This is a genomic window from Chitinophaga qingshengii (assembly GCF_014529935.1).
In the GTDB taxonomy this organism is placed as follows: Bacteria; Bacteroidota; Bacteroidia; order Chitinophagales; family Chitinophagaceae; genus Chitinophaga; species Chitinophaga qingshengii.
Genome location: NZ_JACVFC010000001.1, coordinates 180,286 through 201,751, shown reverse-complemented (window position 1 = coordinate 201,751; position 21,466 = coordinate 180,286). Strand labels below are relative to the sequence as shown.

Annotated in this window: 14 protein-coding genes; 10 read left to right on the top strand and 4 right to left on the bottom strand. The window is 49.5% G+C overall.

Annotation, left to right across the window (positions count from 1 at the left end; all coding sequences use genetic code 11):
• Nucleotides 1-30: 30 nt before the first annotated feature.
• Entirely contained in the window at nt 31-1,488 is a 1,458-nt protein-coding gene (locus ICL07_RS00715; RefSeq protein ID WP_223151715.1) for an SDR family NAD(P)-dependent oxidoreductase, read from the bottom strand.
• A gap of 74 nt (nt 1,489-1,562) precedes the next feature.
• On the opposite strand from ICL07_RS00715, the gene ICL07_RS00710 reads away from it, so the two are divergent.
• The 7 genes from ICL07_RS00710 (at nt 1,563) to ICL07_RS32670 (ending at nt 13,865) form a co-directional block, all read left to right on the top strand.
• Nucleotides 1,563-2,552 (top strand): immunoglobulin domain-containing protein, encoded by a 990-nt coding sequence (locus tag ICL07_RS00710; RefSeq protein ID WP_188086034.1) that lies wholly within the window; start codon nt 1,563-1,565, stop codon nt 2,550-2,552.
• A 72-nt stretch (nt 2,553-2,624) separates the two neighbouring features.
• The gene (gene trhA / locus ICL07_RS00705) at nt 2,625-3,269 is read left to right on the top strand and encodes a PAQR family membrane homeostasis protein TrhA (RefSeq protein WP_188086033.1); all 645 of its coding nucleotides are present in this window, start codon (nt 2,625-2,627) and stop codon (nt 3,267-3,269) included.
• Between the two features lie 11 nt (nt 3,270-3,280).
• Nucleotides 3,281-4,135: a YwqG family protein gene (locus ICL07_RS00700; RefSeq protein ID WP_188086032.1), complete on the top strand. Its 855-nt coding sequence runs from the start codon at nt 3,281-3,283 to the stop codon at nt 4,133-4,135.
• 245 nt (nt 4,136-4,380) lie between these two features.
• A complete protein-coding gene (locus ICL07_RS00695) occupies nt 4,381-6,294 on the top strand; it encodes an AAA domain-containing protein (RefSeq protein ID WP_188086031.1) in 1,914 nt (637 codons plus the stop codon).
• Nucleotides 6,295-6,305: 11 nt separating this feature from the next.
• The gene (locus ICL07_RS00690; protein WP_188086030.1) at nt 6,306-6,749 is read left to right on the top strand and encodes a DinB family protein; all 444 of its coding nucleotides are present in this window, start codon (nt 6,306-6,308) and stop codon (nt 6,747-6,749) included.
• 81 nt (nt 6,750-6,830) lie between these two features.
• A complete protein-coding gene (locus tag ICL07_RS00685) occupies nt 6,831-9,353 on the top strand; it encodes a SusC/RagA family TonB-linked outer membrane protein (protein WP_188086029.1) in 2,523 nt (840 codons plus the stop codon).
• A 165-nt stretch (nt 9,354-9,518) separates the two neighbouring features.
• Nucleotides 9,519-13,865: a TonB-dependent receptor plug domain-containing protein gene (locus ICL07_RS32670; protein WP_188086028.1), complete on the top strand. Its 4,347-nt coding sequence runs from the start codon at nt 9,519-9,521 to the stop codon at nt 13,863-13,865.
• Between the two features lie 75 nt (nt 13,866-13,940).
• On the opposite strand, the gene ICL07_RS00675 is transcribed toward ICL07_RS32670, so the two are convergent.
• Nucleotides 13,941-14,633: a hypothetical protein gene (locus tag ICL07_RS00675; RefSeq protein ID WP_188086027.1), complete on the bottom strand. Its 693-nt coding sequence runs from the start codon at nt 14,631-14,633 to the stop codon at nt 13,941-13,943.
• 128 nt (nt 14,634-14,761) lie between these two features.
• Between ICL07_RS00675 and ICL07_RS00670 the strand changes: the two genes are divergently transcribed.
• Together ICL07_RS00670 and ICL07_RS00665 are read left to right on the top strand one after the other, a co-directional pair.
• Nucleotides 14,762-18,004 (top strand): S41 family peptidase, encoded by a 3,243-nt coding sequence (locus ICL07_RS00670; protein WP_188086026.1) that lies wholly within the window; start codon nt 14,762-14,764, stop codon nt 18,002-18,004.
• 78 nt (nt 18,005-18,082) lie between these two features.
• Nucleotides 18,083-19,261, top strand: a complete 1,179-nt coding sequence (locus ICL07_RS00665) for an acetyltransferase domain-containing protein (protein ID WP_188086025.1) — start codon at nt 18,083-18,085, stop codon at nt 19,259-19,261.
• Here ICL07_RS00665 and ICL07_RS00660 read toward each other — a convergent pair.
• Both ICL07_RS00660 and ICL07_RS00655 read right to left on the bottom strand, forming a co-directional pair.
• Nucleotides 19,252-19,599 (bottom strand): hypothetical protein, encoded by a 348-nt coding sequence (locus ICL07_RS00660; protein ID WP_188086024.1) that lies wholly within the window; start codon nt 19,597-19,599, stop codon nt 19,252-19,254. The genes ICL07_RS00665 and ICL07_RS00660 overlap by 10 nt on opposite strands.
• Nucleotides 19,600-19,643: 44 nt before the next feature.
• Entirely contained in the window at nt 19,644-20,375 is a 732-nt protein-coding gene (locus ICL07_RS00655) for a glycine-rich domain-containing protein (RefSeq protein WP_223151714.1), read from the bottom strand.
• Nucleotides 20,376-20,476: 101 nt separating this feature from the next.
• On the opposite strand from ICL07_RS00655, the gene ICL07_RS00650 reads away from it, so the two are divergent.
• On the top strand, nt 20,477-21,367 hold the full coding sequence (locus ICL07_RS00650; protein WP_188086023.1) for a hypothetical protein: 891 nt from the start codon (nt 20,477-20,479) through the stop codon (nt 21,365-21,367).
• Nucleotides 21,368-21,466: the final 99 nt, after the last annotated feature.

Here is a 21,466-nt window from a genome sequence, read left to right as displayed (position 1 = left end):
ATCTTTTACAGGTGATGATCAACAATAATTTTACCAGGCATATGGCAGGTAATCTTTCAGAAAATGCCCGAACAACGGTATCTCCGGGTTGCCAAGACCGGATACGACGGGATCGTATATACGGGCCATACCATCAGTTTCATCCAGCGGTGGCACAAACCCGTCTTCTTCGTATATCCGTTCCTTTTTGGGATGCGGATTTTCCTGGGTGATCCAGCCGGTATCCACACTGTTCATGAAGATGCCGTCCACGGCATAGTCCTGTGCGGAGGTGCGCGTCATCATGTTCAGCGCGGCTTTGGCCATATTGGTATGAGGGTGGTACGGTGTTTTGGAGCCGCGGTTGAACTGCCCTTCCATGGCCGATACGTTGATGATAAACCGTCTCGGAAACGGGGATTTTTTCATCAGGGCTTTTAGCTTACTGTTAAACATAAACGGCGCTGTCACATTCACCAGCTGTGTTTCCAGCATCTCGCCGGGTGGCACCTGGTCCAGGCGGAGGGTCCAGCTGTTGCTGGCCCGCAGGTCTATCTGCTGCCGGTCTTTGTCATATTGCCCTGCGGGGAAACACTGGTGTACTTCGGCCGGCAACAACTGCTGCTCCCAGGCATCACCGAGGTAACGGAATGGCGGGGCAGGGGCCAGGCAGGACCGTACTGCTTCGGGCAAAGTTTCCACGGGGCTTTCCTCCCGCGCAAAAAGATGCTGGTAAAAAGCAGTGGGACGTTTGACGGTCTGCGCAGCGTTATGTATCAGGATGTCCAGGTGTGACTCTTCGGCATACAGCTGTTCAATCAGCTGGTTCACCTGCCCCAGGTTACGCAGGTCCAGGGCTGCGATCTTCAGCCGGTGGCTCCACTCGCTGAAATCCTTTTCTTCACTGAAACGAAGGGCGCAGTCTTTGGCAAAACGGGTGGTCACCCAAACTTTGGCGCCGTCGCGCAGCATGCGCAGCGCGGTAAGGTACCCTATTTTAATACGGCCCCCGGTAATCACGGCTACGCGCCCACGAAGATCGGCACGCTGCAGCCGTTTGCTGTAGTTTAATGCTGCGCAGGAAGGGCACAGCATATGATAGAAGAAATGAACTTCCCGGTAGGGCGACTGACAGGTATAACAACGCTGTTCCGTCGTCAGCATCAATCCTTCTGTTTTACCGGCTTGCAGAGCCGATTCCGGTAATTCATATTTCCGGTAAAGCTGTGTCTGGGAAAGTATCTCTTTTTTGTCGTACTGTTTCAGGATATCCTGTTGTTTTGATATCCGCTGTAACCGGTGCAAGGTCATCCTCACTTCCGGTGGTATAATGGCGGCCACCTTAGCCTCGGCTACGGTGGCTTTGTTCTCTTTTTTGGCTCGCCGGTACAACTTGGTCACCAGCCCTTTTAATGTCATATTGTCCGGCGACTGGTCCGGATCTCTTGATAAGACCTGTAGTACTTTGATACAGCTATCCCATTCCGCTTGTGTAAAATCTCTTTCCATCTTCCCTGGGTTAAAAATAAATCGGATGATTAAAGATATTCTTATTAATTTATATTTGTGCTAACACAACGATCATGAATCTACGTTTTCCTATATGCTACTGCTTCGCGCTATTGCTGATTGTTTCCCTGGTGGGATGCTCCAAAGAGTATTCCAGGGAAAGTCCTGACCCGGTAAATACACCCGCTACGCCTCAACAGGGCCAGGCTGTTTTTACACTGGTAAAGCAAAACAGCAGCTGCTCCGATGCGAAAGTAGAAGGCACCTATAAAGTCGGTACACCACTCGGCAGTGATGCAAAAATACAAGTATCTGTGCAAGTGACCACACCCGGCTTCTGGACGATGTCTACCGGCATGGTAAACGGGATGTCGTACACTGCCTCCGGTACTTTCACCACAGTAGGTAAACAAACGATCACCCTCACGGGCACCGGTTCACCGGAAAAAGACGGCGCTTTTTTCTTCCCCTTACAAACCAACGGGTCTTCCTGCAGTGTAATCGTTGTCATCAATGGCGATGTACAGGCGCCTACGGCAGATTTTTACTACCGCATGACGGTCAATGGAAAACAATATGTCCAGGAAGTAACGGAAGATAACGGTTTCCTGCCAACGACCGGTATTCTTGGTACCAGCGATGTGTTTATGACGACAGGAGTGGTATGGCCCGGCGCAACGCTGCCGAAAGGCAAAACAAGCCTGCAGCTCACGATGGGTATCCTGCGTGGTTTTGATGCCATGACAGATGCGGACTTTAAAAACTTTTTTAAACCGGGTAACTACAACTACCTTGTTTTGAAAAACGGACAGTTCACGGATGGGGTGCAGCTCAACTGGACAGATGAAAATGGCGTGGAATGGGAAACCCTCAACGGCAGTACGGCCGGTCAGCCGGATGCTACTTTCTCTATTGTCAGTACAGACGTTTGGGATGGCAATTATCCTTTTTACGGTATAAAAATAAAAGTACGTTTCACCTGTAAATTCTATAACCCGCGTACCGGTGATGCATTGAATATTACGGATGGTGAAATGACCGGTATATTTTTGAAAAAAAGATAATCCTATAGAGAATCTCTATCACGCAGCAGTCATGGTTTGTCCTACATTTACAGCAGTAAATGTTTTTGACTCATGGGACTGACAGCTTCACCAACAGGCTACACAAGAAAGCAGGAAATCGTAAACGGATTAATACACGCCATCGGTATTGTATTCGGCATCAGTGGCCTTCCGGTATTAACAAGCATCGCCGCTACACACGGTAACACGCCGGGTATTGTAGGGGCAGGCATCTATAGTTTTTGTTTTATTTTACTTTTCACCTGTTCAACGATTTATCATATCTCCCAGGAGTCGGCCGTCAAAAAAGTCTTCCTCATCTTCGATCATATTAGTATCTATTTTCTCATTGCCGGTACCTACACGCCGTTTTTACTGGTGTATATGAACAATGCTTTCGGAATTTCCCTGCTATCGGTATTATGGGGGCTTACTGCTATCGGTATTGTTTTTAAGGTCTTTTTCACCGGCCGTTTTGATATCATCTCTACGCTCATCTACCTTGTCATGGGCTGGATGCTGGTAGTTGGCGGCAAACGTTTTTTCACCGACCTGCCGCTATCGGTGATAGTGATGTTATGCGTGGGCGGCGGTTTGTATACCGTCGGCGTTATTTTCTATATTTGGGACAAGTACAAATATACCCATGCCGTATGGCATCTGCTGGTGCTTTCCGGCGCTGTTTGCCACTATGTCGCTATTTTGTTATCCATGTAAATATTGTAACCTTGACAATCGATAAGTATAAGGAGTTAATCCGGCAGTGCGAACTGACGGAGGTGGAAGACTACCTGGTTTCCGCAGCCCGCCCCATTATCAACCTAATATTAGGTGAAAAGGAAAATTACAGTCAGACCGGTAATTCCCGCATAGCCGGTGATCCGGACCTGCCACAAGGCTTTCCCTGGCCGATGACGGACGATGGTGTGCCGATGACATTTATCGCCCAGTTCAACCTGGACGAACTCCATACGCAGGACGCCCGCCGGTTGTTACCCGCCGCCGGCATGCTGTATTACTTTATGGGAGATATGGATCAGGCGCGCAATATAGCGCACAGGGTGATATACATCGCGGATAAAACAGGACTGCAACGCACCCCGCCGCCAGGCACTACCACCCTCGAAGAGGGAGGCCGTTTCAAAGGGTACCAGCTGCAGGCTGCCGCCAGTATCATGCCGCCCAACTACACCTACGCAGATTACAACCTCCTCTCAGACGACGAAATGGATGGCCTGGAAGATCTATGTAATCATCTCACGGATGGTATTGGCCGTATCGGTGGTTACGCCGACGGCCAACATGCGGACCATGCGATCGAAGCTGCTGTATACCTGGTTACAGGCAAGGAATATGATTATTCACCCGCCAACGCCCGTAAAACGTTGCTGGAGCATTTTAAGGGAGATGAACAGGCGGTGGATGATACCATCAACGATATCACCCTGCTGTTCCAGGTAGACTCCGACAACCAGGTCGGCTTCTGCTGGTGGGATGCCGGCTGTATTCAATTCTTTATGTCTCAGAAAGACATGAAAGCAGCCCGGTTTGACCGGACCTACCTGACATTATACAGCTCATAACCGTAATAGCCATGATTACCGCAGATTTCGCCGATTGGCGGAGATCGGTGTTGTGCGCTTGAATATGATGCTTTTGTGAGATGAATGAAGAGGACATTTGTTAACTTGCGTCCTTGATAATGTCTTTTGGAGTAAATCTGTTAATTAAGATATTATACATAGATAATAAAATTAATTTTTATAAAGATAAGATTACCTGGCAGGCGAAGGTTCAGTATCCCTCATCAGCGTAATCAGCAATAATCATGGCCATCACAGCTTATTTTAATAGTCTTCTTCAGCTACTGTCACAGGAGCGGGAAGAAGACAGACAATCTTATCTCCGGCTGACGGCCAGTTCGTCAGCAGCGGAGCGGAGGGCCAACGGCCTCACCTGGTACCCGGTAGCCATCAGAGGCTCTGAAATGAGCCGGGGAGACTATCTTACCGTGGAAGTGGAACGTACTACCCACCAGGATATAGCGCATCAGTTGCGCTTTGGTGTATCAGCGGTACTGTTCTCCAATCATGATCCGCAACAGGACAGGGTAGAGGGAACCGTTACCTTCCAGGGGGGCAACCGCCTGAAACTGACGTTACGGACAGATGAACTCCCGGAATGGGCCGACAACGGCAAACTGGGCATCGACTTGCTGTTCGACGATAACAGCTATGATGAGATGCAACAAGCCTTAAAACAAGCGGCTGCACTGGTTGAAAAACCGGAAGGCCATCTTGCCAAAATCCTCATCGGCGAAAAAAAGCCCTCCTTCGATACGGAAATGCCGCCGGTAACGGTACCCGGACTCAACACCGTACAGCAGGAAGCGGTCAACAAAATCTTATCGGCCAACGAGCTGGCGATTGTACACGGTCCTCCGGGCACCGGTAAAACCACGACGCTGGTACAGGCCATTAAAGCGCTGGTGCAAAAAGACCGGCAGAAAATACTGGTGGTGGCGCCCAGCAATACGGCGGTAGACCTGCTCAGCGAAAAACTGGCGGATGAAGGTCTCAATGTACTGCGCGTAGGCAACCCGGCAAGGGTGTCTGAAAGACTCACGTCACTGACACTCGACAGTAAAATGTCCGGCCACGCCAGCATGAAAGAAATAAAACGACTGAAAAAACAAGCCAGCGAATACAAAAACCTGGCGCATAAATACAAACGCAACTTCGGTAAGGCCGAAAGGGAACAGCGTAAAGCCCTCTTTGATGAAGCACATAAAATCATGAAAGAGGTAGATAAAACCGAACAATATATCACCGATGACCTCATCGCCAAAGCCCAGGTGGTAACGGCTACATTGGTGGGCGCCAACCATTATACGGTCAGAAACGTACGATACAAAACAGTGGTGATAGATGAAGCCGGCCAGGCGCTGGAACCTGCCTGCTGGATACCCATCCTCAAAGCGGAAAAAGTAATCCTGGCGGGTGATCATTGCCAGTTGCCGCCTACCATCAAATCCACAGGGGCGGCGCGTGAAGGACTAAGCAACACCTTGCTCGAAAAATGTGTGGCCCTGCATCCGGAAGCGGTTGTACTGCTGGAAGAACAGTACCGCATGCACGAAATGATCATGGGTTATTCCTCCTCGGTTTTTTATCAGGACAAATTAAAAGCGCACCATACCGTCGCCCGACGGCAGTTGTTTGCAACGGACATACCATTGGCGTTTATCGATACTGCCGGCTGCGGTTTCGATGAAAAAACGGAAGGCACCAGTACTACCAATCCTGAAGAGGCCTCTTTCCTGTTCCGGCACCTGCTGCAACTGGTGGCTGCGCTCAAAGAGCAGCCGGAAAGCGATGCTTTCCCTGAGATAGCGATCATCTCGCCCTATAAACAACAGGTATACCTGCTGCAGGAACAGCTGCAACACGCAACAGAACTACAGCCACACCTGGCCCGTATTTCGGTGAACACGATCGATAGCTTCCAGGGTCAGGAAAGGGATATCGTGTACATCAGCATGACCCGCAGCAACGCCGATAACAACATCGGCTTCCTCTCCGATATCCGCCGCATGAATGTGGCGATGACCAGGGCAAGGAAAAAACTCGTTGTGGTAGGCGATAGCGCCACTTTATCACAATTACCTTTTTATGCCGGATTTATCGCTTATGCGGAAGCAAAAAATGCCTATCAAAGCGCCTGGGAATTTATGGACCTCTAAAAAACACCTGTATGATAGCGGATAGCCTTCAACGTTGGGAGTATCTCTGTGATACCATCCCCGCTCTTTTAAATAACATTCCGGAAGAAGAATTTTCTTTTAAACCGCTTCCCGCCAAATGGAGCAAAAAAGAAATCCTCGGACACCTGATAGACAGTGCTGCCAACAATCATCAGCGTTTTGTACGGGTACAGTTTGAAGAAACACCGCGTATCGGTTACCAGCAAAATGAATGGAACCACTATAGCTATCATCAGCAACAATCCGGCCGTCAGCTGATAGACAGCTGGCTGGCTTATAACCGCCTGCTGCTGGGCATCGCCGGGCATATCCCGGAAGCGCTGTTACAACGTACCTGCTATGCCGGCGGTACCGAACCGGTAACGCTGGATTTTGTGATCCGCGATTATGTGACCCACCTGGAACATCACCTCCGTCAACTAACTATATACTAGATAAATTGAATGAAAAATAACGCTAACGGCACTACGCTGTAAACGGATATACGGTATATTTAGTCAGCTAAATACCTTACCGTGAAATACTGTTTACTGTTGCTGTTAATTCCCGCTTTCCTGCACGCGCAGGAACAGGACTGGCGTACTGTAGAACCCATCGTGTCGGAAGATTACAGGGCTTTGCTACGTCAATCAACACCGCTCTGGAAGGATAGTACCCGGCTGCAGTCCGGCAAATTCCTTCGTTCCGGTGAAAGCGGGCAATTTTCACCGTTTAAGCGGCCGGTGGACCTGAAGGTCAGCAAAGGCACGGTTAAACTGGTTTATATCCCCAAATACAGGCTGCGGTTCTCCGGTTCGTTCGGAAATATAATAGAAGTTAAATCAGTCTATCGCATCCCGGGGTTACAACAGGAATATGTCCAGGGGCGTTCCGTAAACGGAGGCCTGCAATGGAGAGGAGCTGAAACCGGTGAAATGTTCAGCTATGGCCCGGCCCTGCGCACACTGGTATTCGATGGCACTGCCTACCCGTATGACGGACAAGGTAAACTGACGCCCGCCGGCGCCGCTAACGGTACACCGGCAGTTGCTTATGAGAACAGCATTTTCAGGCCTGCGGTGAACTGGAGAACAGGATTGGCACTGAGAGGAGCTATCAATAAGCAATACAAGGAGTGGGTTACGCTCAAACTGGACCTTGAGCACAGCGATGCCGGTATGGTGGTACGTTACAATAATGACCACACCAATAAGTTGATGACCAGTGCGGGTATGCAGTTGAATAAATTTAACGTCAACCTGGGATATCAATACCGGGATAACCACGCTACGACCAATAACAGGAACGGTTTCCTAAACAGGGCATGGCAACAGTCATTGCTCACACCGGCTTCCTTCGATAATGCCTACAGCGGCAAAGCTTATGGAAGGGAAGCAGATAACCCGCTGACATTGCTGAAATATAACGGCAACCACTACACGGAATATAACCACGGGTATAGCGTCACTGTGAATTATAAAAGTAAAAAATTAACTGCGGGCTCAGACTATGCCGGTGTGACCGGCCGGCAATATGCCACTGAGACTTATCCTCCGGGTATGTCCGGCATACCACCGGAAGGATTCCGGGCGGACAGGGACACCCGCCTGCAACAACATATACTCAATACCTATCTTACCTGCAAGATCGGTAACAATGAAATCTATACGGAAATCACTGCACGGCATATCTTTTCTGCGATAGATAACGTTATTGGCTATACGCCATCAGACCTCCGCTACCAATATCGGCGTACAGCCAACGAATTCATGTTGGAGGCGCCATTCTATTTTCAGTTGTCTTACAAGACAAAAGCCAGCGTGGAAGTGGGTAATCGTGCTTATTTGTCCAATACTGCCAGGAAACGGGAATATTGGCTCCCTTCTGCCGGCGCCTCCATAGTGCATGAAGGCTACTCCGGATTTAAGACCCGTGTTTTCTCCAGATGGAACCAGACGGCCCGCGAATTACCATTGGACAAATCGTTGGCCTACCTGCAACTGACGCGATATAATGCTAATGATGTCCGTTCATATTTCGCGACGACGGAAGTTGCCGGATATGACCAGGAAAGAGCCGTCCGTTCCCGTGAATGGAGTACCGGACTGGAAATAAGCTATCGGCGCCTGTCAATGGAAGGAGCCGTTTACGGCAAAAAAATACTGGGAGACCAGTTCCCGGCATATATCGGGAATGAATGGAAATTGGCTGGCCTGGCGGATCATCGTACCACTGGCTATGAATTAACGCTACGTCTGGTACAGCGTTATTGGAATTACGACATGCTGGACTATGCCGGAAGTATCTCCCTGAACGGCTACCGGAACAAAGTTACGGATATTGTTAACGGTGGCGACTATACGCCAATCGCCGGATTCAGGGATGTCAATATAGCCTTGGTAAAAGGCGAACCCTTTGGTGTCATCGTGGGTAGTACCTGGCGCAGGGATGCTGCAGGCCGGCTGGTTATCGGACCCGATGGTTTTCCGATGGCTGCTGCTAAAGGTATTATTGGCAACCCTAATCCCGATTTTATATTGAAGCATAACAGCCGGTTGTTCTGGCGGAAGTGGCAGCTGGATGCGGCATTGGAGTGGAAAAAAGGAGGACGGAAATGGAACGGCACCCAGGCCATGCTGGACTATTATGGCCGTTCTCAGGTCTCCGGCAATGACCGGAACATCACTGGCTATGTTTTCAATGGCGTAACGGAAGACGGCCGCCCGAATACCAAACCTGTAGCATTCTACGACCCGGGACGCCCAATGGAAGAAAACCGTTGGGTGAGATATGGCCCCGGCGGGGTGGCAGAAGACTATGTGCAACAGGCCGACTATCTGCGTCTTAATACCGTACAACTGTCCTATCGATGGAACTTTTCACAGTTTGTCAGGGAACTGACCGTAGCAGGATATGTCAATAACCTCTTACTCTGGACGCCCTATAAAGGCGGAGATCCCGCACAGCTGCTGTTTGATTATCCTAACAGCACCGGGCTGGATTTCTTCAACCTGCCTGCCGTAAAAACCTTTGGTTGTAATGTTCTTATTAAGTTTTGACCTATGAAGTATCCGGTAAAAATTGCCTCCCTGTTATGGCTGCTCCTGTGCACATTGACTATAAGTGCGTAACAGCTCGACTATCCCGTTACCAAAGAAAAAGTATACCTGCATACCAATCATGTATTTTTTACACCAGGAGAAGACCTTTTTTACAAGATCTACGTGGTGAATGCGCAGGACCAGCAGCCGGCATTGGTAAGTAAACGTGTATTCGTGGAGGTTATCTCCCCGGCAGGCAGTGTACTGCAAAAACAAACATACGAAATCACCGACGGATACGCGGAAGGCAGCTTCCGCTTCGCCACAGAGGCGCCGGGCGGCATCTACCGGCTACGGGCATATACTGTATGGATGCTCAATGAAAAACCCCGTACGCAGTTTACCAGGGAAATAACCCTGTTAAAGGTAATTTCTCCACGGGTACTCATGAAACTGGACTTTCCCCGGAAAGGCTACGGTCCCGGAGATGAAGTGGTGGCGGAATACAGTATGAAAAATCTGGAACAGTTGCCCATTCAGCATTTTATGGCGCGGTACAGCGTTACGATTGGCGGGGAGGAACACCTCACGGGAACCATCAAAACGGATACCGCCGGCAAAGCCCGTATTGTTTTCCGGTTACCGGATGCGCTGCGTATCAACGATGCGCTGCTAAATGTGAGCGTTGACTATAAATCGAATAAGGAAGCTATTTCCCGCAGCATTCCCATCACACTGCATAAAATTGATCTGCAGTTTATGCCGGAAGGAGGCGCACTGGTGGAAGGGATAACGACCAACATAGCTTTTAAGGCACTCAATGAATACGGTAAACCAGCAGATGTGAAAGGTGTAGTATTGGATGACAAAGGTAAACAGGTGGCAGATTTTGAAAGTCTGCGTTTTGGGATGGGCGTTTTCCGCTTTACACCCAAACAAGGACATCGTTATGTTGCCCGTTTATTGTCGCCTTCGGGTACCCGAAACGAGTATGCGTTCCCGGTAGCGGCAAAAAACGGTGTGGTAATGAACCTGGTCCGAAAAGACAGCCTGCTGCTGATTACGCTGAAAACATCGCAGCCATCAACGGTGACTTTGGAAGGTAAAACACATGCCGTTACCTATTTTAAACAAACGATCGCCTTGCAGGCGGAAGAACAAACGGCTGCTGTCAATACAGCTGATTTTCCCGCAGGTATTGCTGTATTTACAGTATCGCAGTTAAACAAGACGCCTTTGGCGGAAAGAATAGCCTTTCTGGGAGGGCCTAAGCTGCTGCAAGTGAAAGTCACCCCGGATAAAGAAGTATATGAGCGCCGGGAAAAAGTGAAACTGCACATTGCAACCACGAACGAAACCGGTGCTCCTGTACCCGCTAACCTCTCGCTGGCCGTGGTAGATGATAAAAAATGGATACTTGCAGATGACAGGCAGGATAACATCCTGTCATGGTTGTTGCTTAGCTCGGAGTTGCACGGTAAGGTCGAGGAGCCGAATTTTTATTTTAAGAAAGACGAGCCTGCCGCACCGGCTGTACTGGACCTGGTGATGCTCACCAACGGCTACCGGTATTTTGATTATGAAGATGCGGTAACAAAGGAAAATAAATTGTTGTACGGCCCTGTACAGTCACACCGGCTAAGGGGTGTCGTAACCGATGAGCGGGAAAAGCCGGTGCCATCCACCATTTATGTGTTCCGGCAATATGCTATGTCGGCGCCCGTCCGGGTGGTGCAAACCGGTACCGACGGCCGTTTTACTGTAGCAGGACTCCCCCCGGATAAATACTGCCTGTTTGCTGCTCCTGTACTACGGCCTCACAAAGGGCAGAAGGAAACTTTACGGATTCTCGAAAATGGTATGGCAAATGAGAGCAGCGCCCCGATCCTGGGTAAACCGATTCCGGAAAAGATAGTGGAAGGAGAGGAGCCGGTGATAGAAAAACCTGCACCAGCGCCGGTATCAACGCCTGTTAATGACAAGCTGCCTGATATAGGTAAGGGGGATAAAAAACTGGATGAGGTAGTGGTAGTAGGATATGGTACTTATTCCTCCCAGCGTATGACCACCGCCTCTTCTGTTACAGTGGTGCGCAGGGAGGTGCTGACGTCTCTCAGCGCTGCACTGAATGGCCAGGTAGCGGGCCTTCGTGTCGTTCCTGCCGCGCCGGGGGGCATTGATCAGGTTTCGATAAGAGGAATGACGACGGTGGCTGGAAATAACGAGCCATTGTACATCTATAACGGTATACCTGTCACTGCCGCCGACATTGCAGAAAACGTTGGTTCCATTCAATCTGTTACAGTGCTCAGGGATGCAGCCGCTACAGCGTTGTATGGCTCAAGGGCCGCTAACGGTGTCATCGTTATCTCCGGTACAGGCTTCCAGCAGTATTATAAGTCGGTCAATCTATCCCGGAGCTGGTCGCTGCCCTACGAGACAGTCACCGTGGAAGGGGAACAACTGACTACTTCGCGCCACTTTTATGCACCATTGTATACTTCCCGTAATGCCGCTGAAAGAACTGATTTCAGGGAAACCATCTACTGGAATCCTGTAGTACAAACGGATAAAAATGGTAAGGCGACGCTGTCTTTTTATAACTCCGATGCAATCACGTCCTTCCGCGCTATCACGGAAGGCATCGGTTACAACGGGCAGGTGGGCCGCGATGAAACCACCTACGTGTCGCAGACGCCGCTCAGCCTTGATGTTAAAATTCCTCCCTATCTCACTACCGGTGATAAAGCACTGCTGCCCGTAGTCATTACCAACAACAGGAAAGATGCGGTAAAGGCAATGGTCAGCATGATATTGCCTGCCGGCCTGAAAGCCGCTGCCACGGATACTATTGTAACAATCGCCGCTAACGGCAGCCAACGGGTGCTTTTCCCGGTGGAAGCAACGGCTCCCCTAAACGGTACAATTGTTTTTTCCCTGGACGCTCCAACGGGCAGGGAGCGTATTGTTATGCCGGTAACCATGACGCAGAAAGGGTTTCCGGTCAACGTTTTGTTGTCGGCTTCAGCACCGCAGCTTTGGAACTTTGCTGTTAAAGGCGCGATACCTGGCAGTATGAATGCTAAGTTGAGCATATACGCAGAGCTGGAAGACCTGGCCCTGGAGGTGATCACCGGCATGTTGCGGGAGCCGCACGGTTGTTTTGAACAAACATCTTCTACTACCTACCCCAATATATTTATCCTGAAATACCTGCAACAAACGGGAAAAATCAGCCCTCTTGTGAGGGATAAAGCTATGAACTACCTAAAGACAGGTTACAAACTCCTGAAAAGCTATGAAACCGCGGCGGATGGCTTTGAATGGTTTGGCCGTACACCACCACAGGAAGTACTGACAGCCTATGGCCTGATGGAGTTTACAGATATGAAAGAGTTTATTAAGGTAGATGAGGGCATGATAGAACGTACCAAAAAATTCCTGTTGAAACGCCGGGATGGTAAAGGCGGTTTCCTGCTGGAAGCCAGCAACAGTTATCAGTTCCGTGCGGTACCTTATGAGGTGGCCAACACCTACATCGTATATGCGTTAACGAAAGCTGGCATGGGAAAAGAAATAGTACCGGAATATGAAGCTGCCCTGAAAACGGCGCTGAAAAGCAACAGTGCCTGGCAATTGGCGGTAATGGCGAATGCAGCATACTACAGCCAGCGGCAGAATGACTATGAACAGTTGATTACAATGTTAAAACAAGGGTACGAAGCGGGTACACTGGGCGTTAGCAGTGTGGTCGGCGCTACCGGTATATCGCTAAACCTGGAAACAATGGCCTGGTATGGCCTGGCCCTGGCTAAAAATGATAAAAATGTAGTAACACTGAGCCGCCTGATACCGGATATCCTGAAACAACGGAGTTCTTATGGCTTCGGCGCCACACAATCTACGCTGTTATGCCTGGAACTGCTGACAGCCTATTCCCAAATGACCAGTGCATTAAAGATGAGTGGTAAAACTATCTTTAAGATAAACGAATCACAGGTTAGTCCCGGCATACTGGATCCTGCCTTGTTAAAGGAAGGAGCTAATACTTTTGCAGTCACCACCACGGATATGGCTTCTACGATGACGCCCTACGATCTGGAACTCAATTATTACACCCTGCAACCGGATAACAACCCCGCGGCTGTATTAAAACTACAGACCACACTGGGGACTTCACAGGCAAAGGTAGGAGAGACTGTCAGAATGAACATACAGGTAAAAAATGAAACGGACAAAGGCTTGCCTATGTCGGTCGCAAAAATAGGCATCCCCGCTGGTTTATCGGCACAGCCATGGCAGCTGAAGGAACTGATAGAGACCGGAAAGATCGCGCACTATGAAGTATTTGACAACTACCTGGTATTATATTGGATAGACGCGGGTCCGGGTGAATTAAAAATAGTTAACCTGGACCTGAAGGCAGAAATACCAGGTACCTATAAAGGCAGGGCTAACAATGTATATCTCTATTACATGCCGGAAGCCAAACATTGGAATGCCGGACTGGAAATAGATATCCGGGACTAAAAAAGATTTAAAAAAAATGCCGCAGAGAAAGCAACCTCTCTGCGGCATTGTTGTCTTTGGTATGTGACAACGGATTTAGTGCTGATGATAAATGACCGTTTCTGGTTCTGCGACTACTGCTATTCCACTCTTCCGCTGAAGATTGCTGGCAGGAAGCAGGCTGGCCAAAAGCAATAAGGTGCCGGTGCCGAAGATCAAAGTCAGCATAATGGCCATAGCAGTGCTGAGTGGCTGATCTCCTTTTTCGATCAGGATGCAGTTGTCGGCCAATGGATGCCCTTCCCGCTCCAGTAGCCTGCGGGTGTCGCTGTCGATGTAGGAGCCTCCAAAACGGCCTTCTACGGAGAAAGTATCACCGCCAAAATAATCGCCGCTTTGCAGCTTTTTTTCGTCGACTTTTTCGTCGTGTACGATCAGCTGACAAGCAGGTTTGGCAGCCGTGTCAGCAGACAGTGCCTGCACATCATACACGGGGAAGTAAATGCCTTTCAGGGTTTTCTCAGTACTGTGTTTCCGCGTTTTGTACTGGCCTACAAAATTGTCGCTCAGCAAGGTAACCTTGTCCACTTTGAAATACAGCGGAATGTCTTCCACCTTCATTTTGGAGAGCTGTGCAATACTCAGGACAGGGGCTTTGGACACCAGCAGGGAGAACTTCAGGTCACGGATGGTAGTACTTAATATACTAAAGCCGATAACGATGCCAATAAGGCGGATAATGAAGCCGAAACGCTTCAGTGACAGTGCTACTTTGAAGAAAAGTTTCATAGGTACGAATAGTTAAAAAAATCGTATCAAGATATAATAAATCTAAATATAAAATGTTTCCTTTTTCCTACATTCGTTTATCCGGAAAATATAACCTCTGGAGAAGACCCTCTAACAATCAACCGCTTATGAAGAAAAATGCTTTGCTGGCATTGGCTTGCCTGTTGGGCGCCCAAACGCAGGCCCAGGTAAGTGCCAGTTTGTTCCGGTATCCGGACGTTTCCCGCACACAGATTGCTTTCAGTTATGCCAACGACATCTGGCTGGTACCCAAAGATGGTGGTACGGCAGTTAAAATCACCTCCCCGGCAGGTATGGAGATGTTCCCGCGCTTTTCGCCGGATGGTAGTAAACTGGCTTTTACCGGTAACTACGATGGTAACATGGATGTATATGTGATGCCGGTAACCGGTGGGGTACCCTTCCGCCTTACCCAACATGGCGGCGCCGATGTTGTCATTGACTGGACACAGGACGGCAAACAGGTCCTGTTCTCCTCTAAAAGAGAAAGTACCAAAGACCGCTTCAGTCAATTTTATACTATACCCGAAGCTGGCGGTCCTGCTACCAAACTGCCGCTGGCCTACGCTGAATTCGGCAGCTATTCCCCTGATGGGAAAAGCATCGCTGTCACTACCCGCAGCCAAAGCGCCCGTACCTGGAAACGTTATCGCGGCGGTATGAAAGCGGATATTCATATCTATCATTTTGATACCCGCCAGTCGGAAAATATCTCCGCTAAAAGTGAAGCAGGAGACGAATTCCCAATGTGGTACAATAACTATATCTACCTGCTGTCCGACCGCGGAGCGGAAAAAAGAATGAACCTCTGGCGCTATAAGACAGACAGCAAAACCTTTGAGCAGGTAACGCATTATACTGATTACGATGTACACACGCCTGCCATGGGACCAACAGATATTGTCTACGAAGCCGGCGGTAAACTGTACACGCTCTCCCTCGAATCGCAGCAATCAAAAGAGGTAAAGATTAATATCACTACTGATGTGGCTACCCTGAAACCGCGCATGATCAAGGCGGATAAGGATATCCTTTATGCAGATATCAGCCCGGATGGTAAACGTGCGCTCATCGGTGCCCGTGGGGACGTATTTTCCCTGCCGGCTGAAAACGGGTATGTGAAAGACCTCACCCGCACCAGCGGCGCCGCTGAAAGAGACGCTGCCTGGTCTCCCAATGGTAAATACATTGCCTGGTGGAGCGACAAATCCGGTGACTACGAACTGTGGGTCGCTGAAAACGGTAAAGAGGAAAGCGCTAAACAGGTGACCCATCTCGGCCCCGGCTTCCGTTATCATGTTTACTGGTCGCCCGATAATAAAAAAATAGCCTGCATCGATCAGAATACACGTATTCATATCATCGACGTTGCTACCGGCAAAGCTACCAATGTAGACAAAGCTACCCGGTATTCAGAAGGCAACCTGCGGGTATGGAAATGCAGCTGGTCGTCCGATAGCCGCTGGCTGGCGTATGCCCGTGACTGTGAGAACTACCACAACGCTGCGTTCCTCTACAATGTACCCAATAGCCAGCGTCACCAGATCACCAGCGATTACTACGAAAATAACGACCCGGTATTTGATCCGGAAGGTAAATACCTGTACCTGCTGACCAACAGAAGCTTTAAACCTATCTACAGCGACCTCGATAATAGCTTCATCTATACCAACACTACCAAAGTGGCGGCGATCAGCCTGCGTAAAGATGTGCCACCGGTTACATCTACACAAAACGACGAAGTAACTGTCAGTAAGGATAGTGCGCAATCATCTCCCAAAAAAGATGACAAGAAAAAAGACACGGAGCCTAAGACCAGCAACGAAGTGAAGATCGACCTGGACAACATGGAGGCACGGCTATACGAATTGCCGGTAGAACCAGGCAACTATTCGCGCCTGATGGCCGTGAAAGGTAAAGTGCTGTACAACAACGCTCCTAACACCGGCGCAGCGGAAGGCCCCTCCACACTGAAATACTTCGACCTCGAAAACCGCGAGGAAAAAGATATCATCAAAGGCGCCGGTCAATACCAGGTTTCAGCAGATGGTAAAAAAATCCTCGTTACCGGCGATCGTTATGCGATCATCGACCTGGCAGCCAATCAAAAAGCAGATAAAAAATTACCGCTCAGTGAAATGACTATGCTGCTCGATCCTGCCCAGGAATGGAAACAACTGTTCTCCGACGCCTGGCGCATTGAACGCGACTTCTTCTACGATCCTAATATGCACGGGGTTAACTGGAATGAGGTAAGGGAAAAATACGGCCGTATCCTGGAAGGCGCCCGCACCAGGGAGGAAGTGAACTTCGTGATAGGAGAGATGATTGGTGAACTAAACTCCTCTCATGCTTATGTTTCCGGTGGCGACCTGGAAACACCCAAACAGATAAATGTTGGTTACCTCGGTGTGGACTGGGAAGCAGATGGTAAGTTCTATAAAATCAAACATATTGTCCGTGGCGCTGAATGGGATGCTGAAGCCCGCGCTCCGCTTGATGAGCCAGGTGTGAATATTCCGGAAGGCAGCTATATCCTCGCGGTGAACGGTATCCCGCTTACGACGGCAGCAGAGCCTTACAACGCTTTCCAGGGCCTGGCCAATAAAGCGGTGGAAATCACCTACAATGCCCGCCCATCTTTTGATGGCGCCAAAACAGCGGTGGTGAAAACGATCGGTAATGAATACCGCCTGCGCCACCTCGCCTGGATTGAAAGTAACCGTAAACATGTCGCTGAGGCCACAAATAACCAGGTGGGCTATATCTTTGTACCCAGCACCGGTTTGGACGGACAGGATGAGCTGGTACGCCAGTTCACCGCCCAATGGAATAAAGCAGCCCTGGTCATCGATGAACGTTTTAACAACGGCGGGCAAATCCCTGACCGTTTCATAGAACTGCTCAGCCGCAAACCATGGGCTTACTGGGCTACCCGCGACGGTCTCCCAATGCCTTCCTCACAGATGGGCAACTTCGGACCAAAGGTAATGCTCATCAACGGTTGGAGCGGTTCCGGCGGTGATGCCTTCCCGGACTTCTTCCGTCAGGCAGGCCTGGGCACCTTAATCGGTACCCGCACCTGGGGCGGCCTTATCGGTATCTCCGGTACGCCTTCCCTGATCGATGGCGGCGAGGTAACAGCGCCTACCTTCCGGATGTTCCGTACAAACGGCACCTGGTTCCAGGAAGGCCACGGGGTAGATCCGGATATCGCAGTGGATGAAAACCTCGGAGATATGGCCCGGGGAATAGATCCGCAGCTGGAACGCGCTATCACTGAAATTAAGTCGCTGATGCAAACGAAAGGATACAAGACGCCAGCTCAACCAGCATATGAAAAAAGATAACGTATATCATTCACCGTTATAATGTTAGCCCGTTTGGCCTCGCCGCCAAACGGGCTTTTACTTTTTAAACTGTCACACATGAACTCGTCCACTCCTTACAGGGTAACTTCCATTGATGTGCTGCGCGGCCTGGTGATGGTGATTATGGCATTGGATCATACCCGCGATTTTTTTCATCGCACTGCCGTTACAGCAGATCCGCTGAATCCGGCGACTACTACCACGTTACTGTTTTTTACCCGCTGGATCACTCACTTCTGCGCGCCCACTTTTGTTTTCCTTTCCGGTGTTTCCGCTTTCCTGGCGGCACAACGGAGAACAAAACAGGAAGCGGCGCTGTTCCTCATCAAAAGAGGGTTATGGCTGGTAGTGGTGGAAATAACGCTGATTACACTTGGGTTAACCTTTAATCCCTTCTACAATTTTATCATCCTGCAGGTGATCTGGGCTATCGGCTGGAGTATGGTAATACTGGGCCTGTTGAGTTGGTGGTCCTGGAACGCTGTGCTGGTAGTGGGGGTGCTGTTGTTCTTCGGGCATAACGTGGTGGACTATATGAAATTTCCCGCGGAAGGTCCGGCTTCGGTGGTGTGGCTGGCGCTCTTAACTGCGCGGGGAGCAGTAGTGCCGCTGAATGCGACGCACCTGGTGGGCGTTTTCTATGTGGTATTACCCTGGACAGGAATCATGCTGCCCGGCTATTGTATGGGCCGGTGGTTTACCCGTGATTTCCCGGCAGAGAAAAGAAAACGACGGCTAATCGTCACGGGAATGGCGTTGATCACATTGTTTGTGGTGTTACGTTGGATAAACTGGTATGGCGACCCGGTTCCCCGCAAAATTTATCCGGATCTTTGGTCTAATGTATTATCCTTCCTGGATGCCAGCAAATACCCGCCATCCCTGCAGTTTGCAGGTATGACACTGGGACCCGCCCTGCTGGCGCTGGCCGCTTTTGAACGTATACAACAAAAATGGAGTAAGGTTTTATCTGTGTATGGCCGGGTACCCTTTTTTTACTACGTGCTGCATTTTTACCTGTTACATACGGTACTGGTCATCGCCTTTTTTGCGGCAGGATACCATCCGGCGCAGATAGCACAAGTACCTTTCTGGTTCCGGCCGGCTGATTTCGGATATGCGTTACCGGGAGTATATCTGGTGTGGGTAGGAGTAGTGGCGGCATTATACAGGCCTTGCCTGTGGTTCGACCGCTATCGCGGTACGCACCGGCAATGGTGGCTGAGTTATCTCTGAGCGGAAGCGCGGAGGCGGAAAGCCATGGTGATGGGGAATATCAGCAACAGTGTGAGATAGCCGACAGGCTTGTGATGGTAGGCTCCCTGGATAAACCGGGAGATGCCCAGTAACAGGCAGAACAGGTTGACCTGACTGGCCAGCCGGAGATACTGTTGCCGTAGTAGCCGGATATTAACCAGGGTAACGAGTATCAGCACACTGTAAAAAACCAGGAACTCCCTGCCCGCCAAATAAAATGGATTAAAACGATGATAGGTTACATAAAGAAAAGCCAGTATGGCTGCGCCGCAGCCGGCTATAATGGTGTACGCTGTTGGTTTGGATATCGCTCGCATAATGGTACTTTTTAAATAATCAAATAACTGAATAATCAAATAATTCAGCTGCCACAACCTCCGCATCCGCCGCCACAACCACTTCCGCAACTGCTGCCGCAGGAACTGCCGCTGGAACAACCGCTACTGCAGGAACTGCCGCTGCTGTCGCTTTCACCACTGACGCCTTTGCGGGTGGAAACCATCGTCAGGAAGATGATCACCAATATACCGAAGACCGTCTCGCCGGGTGTACAGCCTGTTAGTAGAAGGGTGGTGACTAATAAGAAGGGTAGTGTTCGTGGAAAAAAGAAGGAGCGTAAACGTTTTCGGAAAGGACGGGGTGTGTTGTACCAGATATCGGTAGGTGGACTTTCGCCAAAAACGGCTTTATAAAGGCGGAGTGTTTGCAGGAACCAGTCATCGTGTTTATCCTTTTCCGGAGGGCCGCCTTTGGAAGGGTGGTGGTGTAGTTTCCGGCCCAATGCCTTTTCACAAAATTCCTCCCAGTAGTTCTGTGTGTAAAGCAGGTGCAGATGCCATACTTCATCTATCACGGTGGAGGGGGAAGCGCCGGTGGGTGAGATACAGCAGAGGTAAATAAACCGTCGGTATTCTGCAATGGCCCGCTGGGTAAAGGTTGCATCCCATTTATTTTCCCGGGCCAGTTTGCGGGAGAAGGGAAGCGCTGCGGTAGGATCATCCAACTGGAAGGCTACTATCCGTAACCAGAGCGGGTCCTGTCTGAAGGTGGTGCCTTCGCGGATGTGGGTGGTGTTTTTCATCATGGTTGTCATATGTTCGTTTTTTATTTGCTGTTAAATTCGTTTTTTCTCATAATACCCGAATCTTCTGTTTATCTTACAGCGTCTTTTTATCGTCTTAAAATCGTATTATTATGACTAAGGAAGAGTTGGTTAACCTGGAACGCCTGATGAATTACATATCCTGGCATTTCCTCCGCAAGAAAGAATGGAAAGATGTTTCCAAGATAGAATGGACGCACGTTGCCACTGAATTTAATACCCTGTTGGACAAACAACGCAAAAAGAAAAAATCCGTCGTCGCGGCTGCCTTTGGGGATAATTATTTTTATGAGCACCTGGTAATCAAAAAACTGAAACCCTGGAAAAACAGAACTGCCGCGGCTGCCATCAGCAGTCCTAACTTCTCCCGTTTAAATACCATCGCTAACGCACTGGGATACACGAATTATATTGATTTTATCAATACCGCCACAGAAGGGTTTCCTTTTCATGAACTGAAGATCAATATCCCGATGGCGCCGGTCAATCACAAGCTGCTGGAACACCTCGTGGGAAACTGGTATTGTTATAACCGAAACCTCCCCATGCAGGAACAGGACGATGTGGACCGCATCTGGCGCTCTTCCCTGGAAATATACCGCTCCGGCGATGAATACCTGGTAGAGCGCACGGGGAGAGACAACCATATGTACTATGGTAAAATCACCTCTTATGCCAACTACCTCTTCATTATCATGAACAGCACCACCTTTATCCGTCAGCGCCATTTTGTGGGCCGGCTGAAAGATGTGGAAGATAAAATGAAACGCCCCGGTTTCCAGGTCAATGAGCTGTCCTTTATCAGCACCTGCGTAAGCTTCACCGAAGAACCCATCGCACTCTACGAAATATTCGACCGGGTACCGCATCGCCGGGACTTTGAAAAGGTATCTATCGATCTGCCATTTGATAGCCCGCTGCTGCCCAAACATATCATGACACATCTGAAAGATATCCGTGAGAACCGTATTATGGAACATTAATAATATCCTGTCCGGAAACGGACAAGCGGTGTTTTGAAAACGAACATTTATCTTAAAGTGTGTAAAATAAATAACTGATTTTCAATTAATTAAAATATG

Bases quoted from the DNA above. Each gene is read 5' to 3' on its own strand.
- ICL07_RS00715 (WP_223151715.1), bottom strand. From the start codon at position 1,488: ATGGAAAGAGATTTTACACAAGCGGAATGGGATAGCTGTATCAAAGTA.
- ICL07_RS00710 (WP_188086034.1), top strand. From the start codon at position 1,563: ATGAATCTACGTTTTCCTATATGCTACTGCTTCGCGCTATTGCTGATT.
- trhA (WP_188086033.1), top strand. From the start codon at position 2,625: ATGGGACTGACAGCTTCACCAACAGGCTACACAAGAAAGCAGGAAATC.
- ICL07_RS00695 (WP_188086031.1), top strand. From the start codon at position 4,381: ATGGCCATCACAGCTTATTTTAATAGTCTTCTTCAGCTACTGTCACAG.
- ICL07_RS00690 (WP_188086030.1), top strand. From the start codon at position 6,306: ATGATAGCGGATAGCCTTCAACGTTGGGAGTATCTCTGTGATACCATC.
- ICL07_RS00675 (WP_188086027.1), bottom strand. From the start codon at position 14,633: ATGAAACTTTTCTTCAAAGTAGCACTGTCACTGAAGCGTTTCGGCTTC.
- ICL07_RS00670 (WP_188086026.1), top strand. From the start codon at position 14,762: ATGAAGAAAAATGCTTTGCTGGCATTGGCTTGCCTGTTGGGCGCCCAA.
- ICL07_RS00665 (WP_188086025.1), top strand. From the start codon at position 18,083: ATGAACTCGTCCACTCCTTACAGGGTAACTTCCATTGATGTGCTGCGC.
- ICL07_RS00660 (WP_188086024.1), bottom strand. From the start codon at position 19,599: ATGCGAGCGATATCCAAACCAACAGCGTACACCATTATAGCCGGCTGC.
- ICL07_RS00655 (WP_223151714.1), bottom strand. From the start codon at position 20,375: ATGACAACCATGATGAAAAACACCACCCACATCCGCGAAGGCACCACC.
- ICL07_RS00650 (WP_188086023.1), top strand. From the start codon at position 20,477: ATGACTAAGGAAGAGTTGGTTAACCTGGAACGCCTGATGAATTACATA.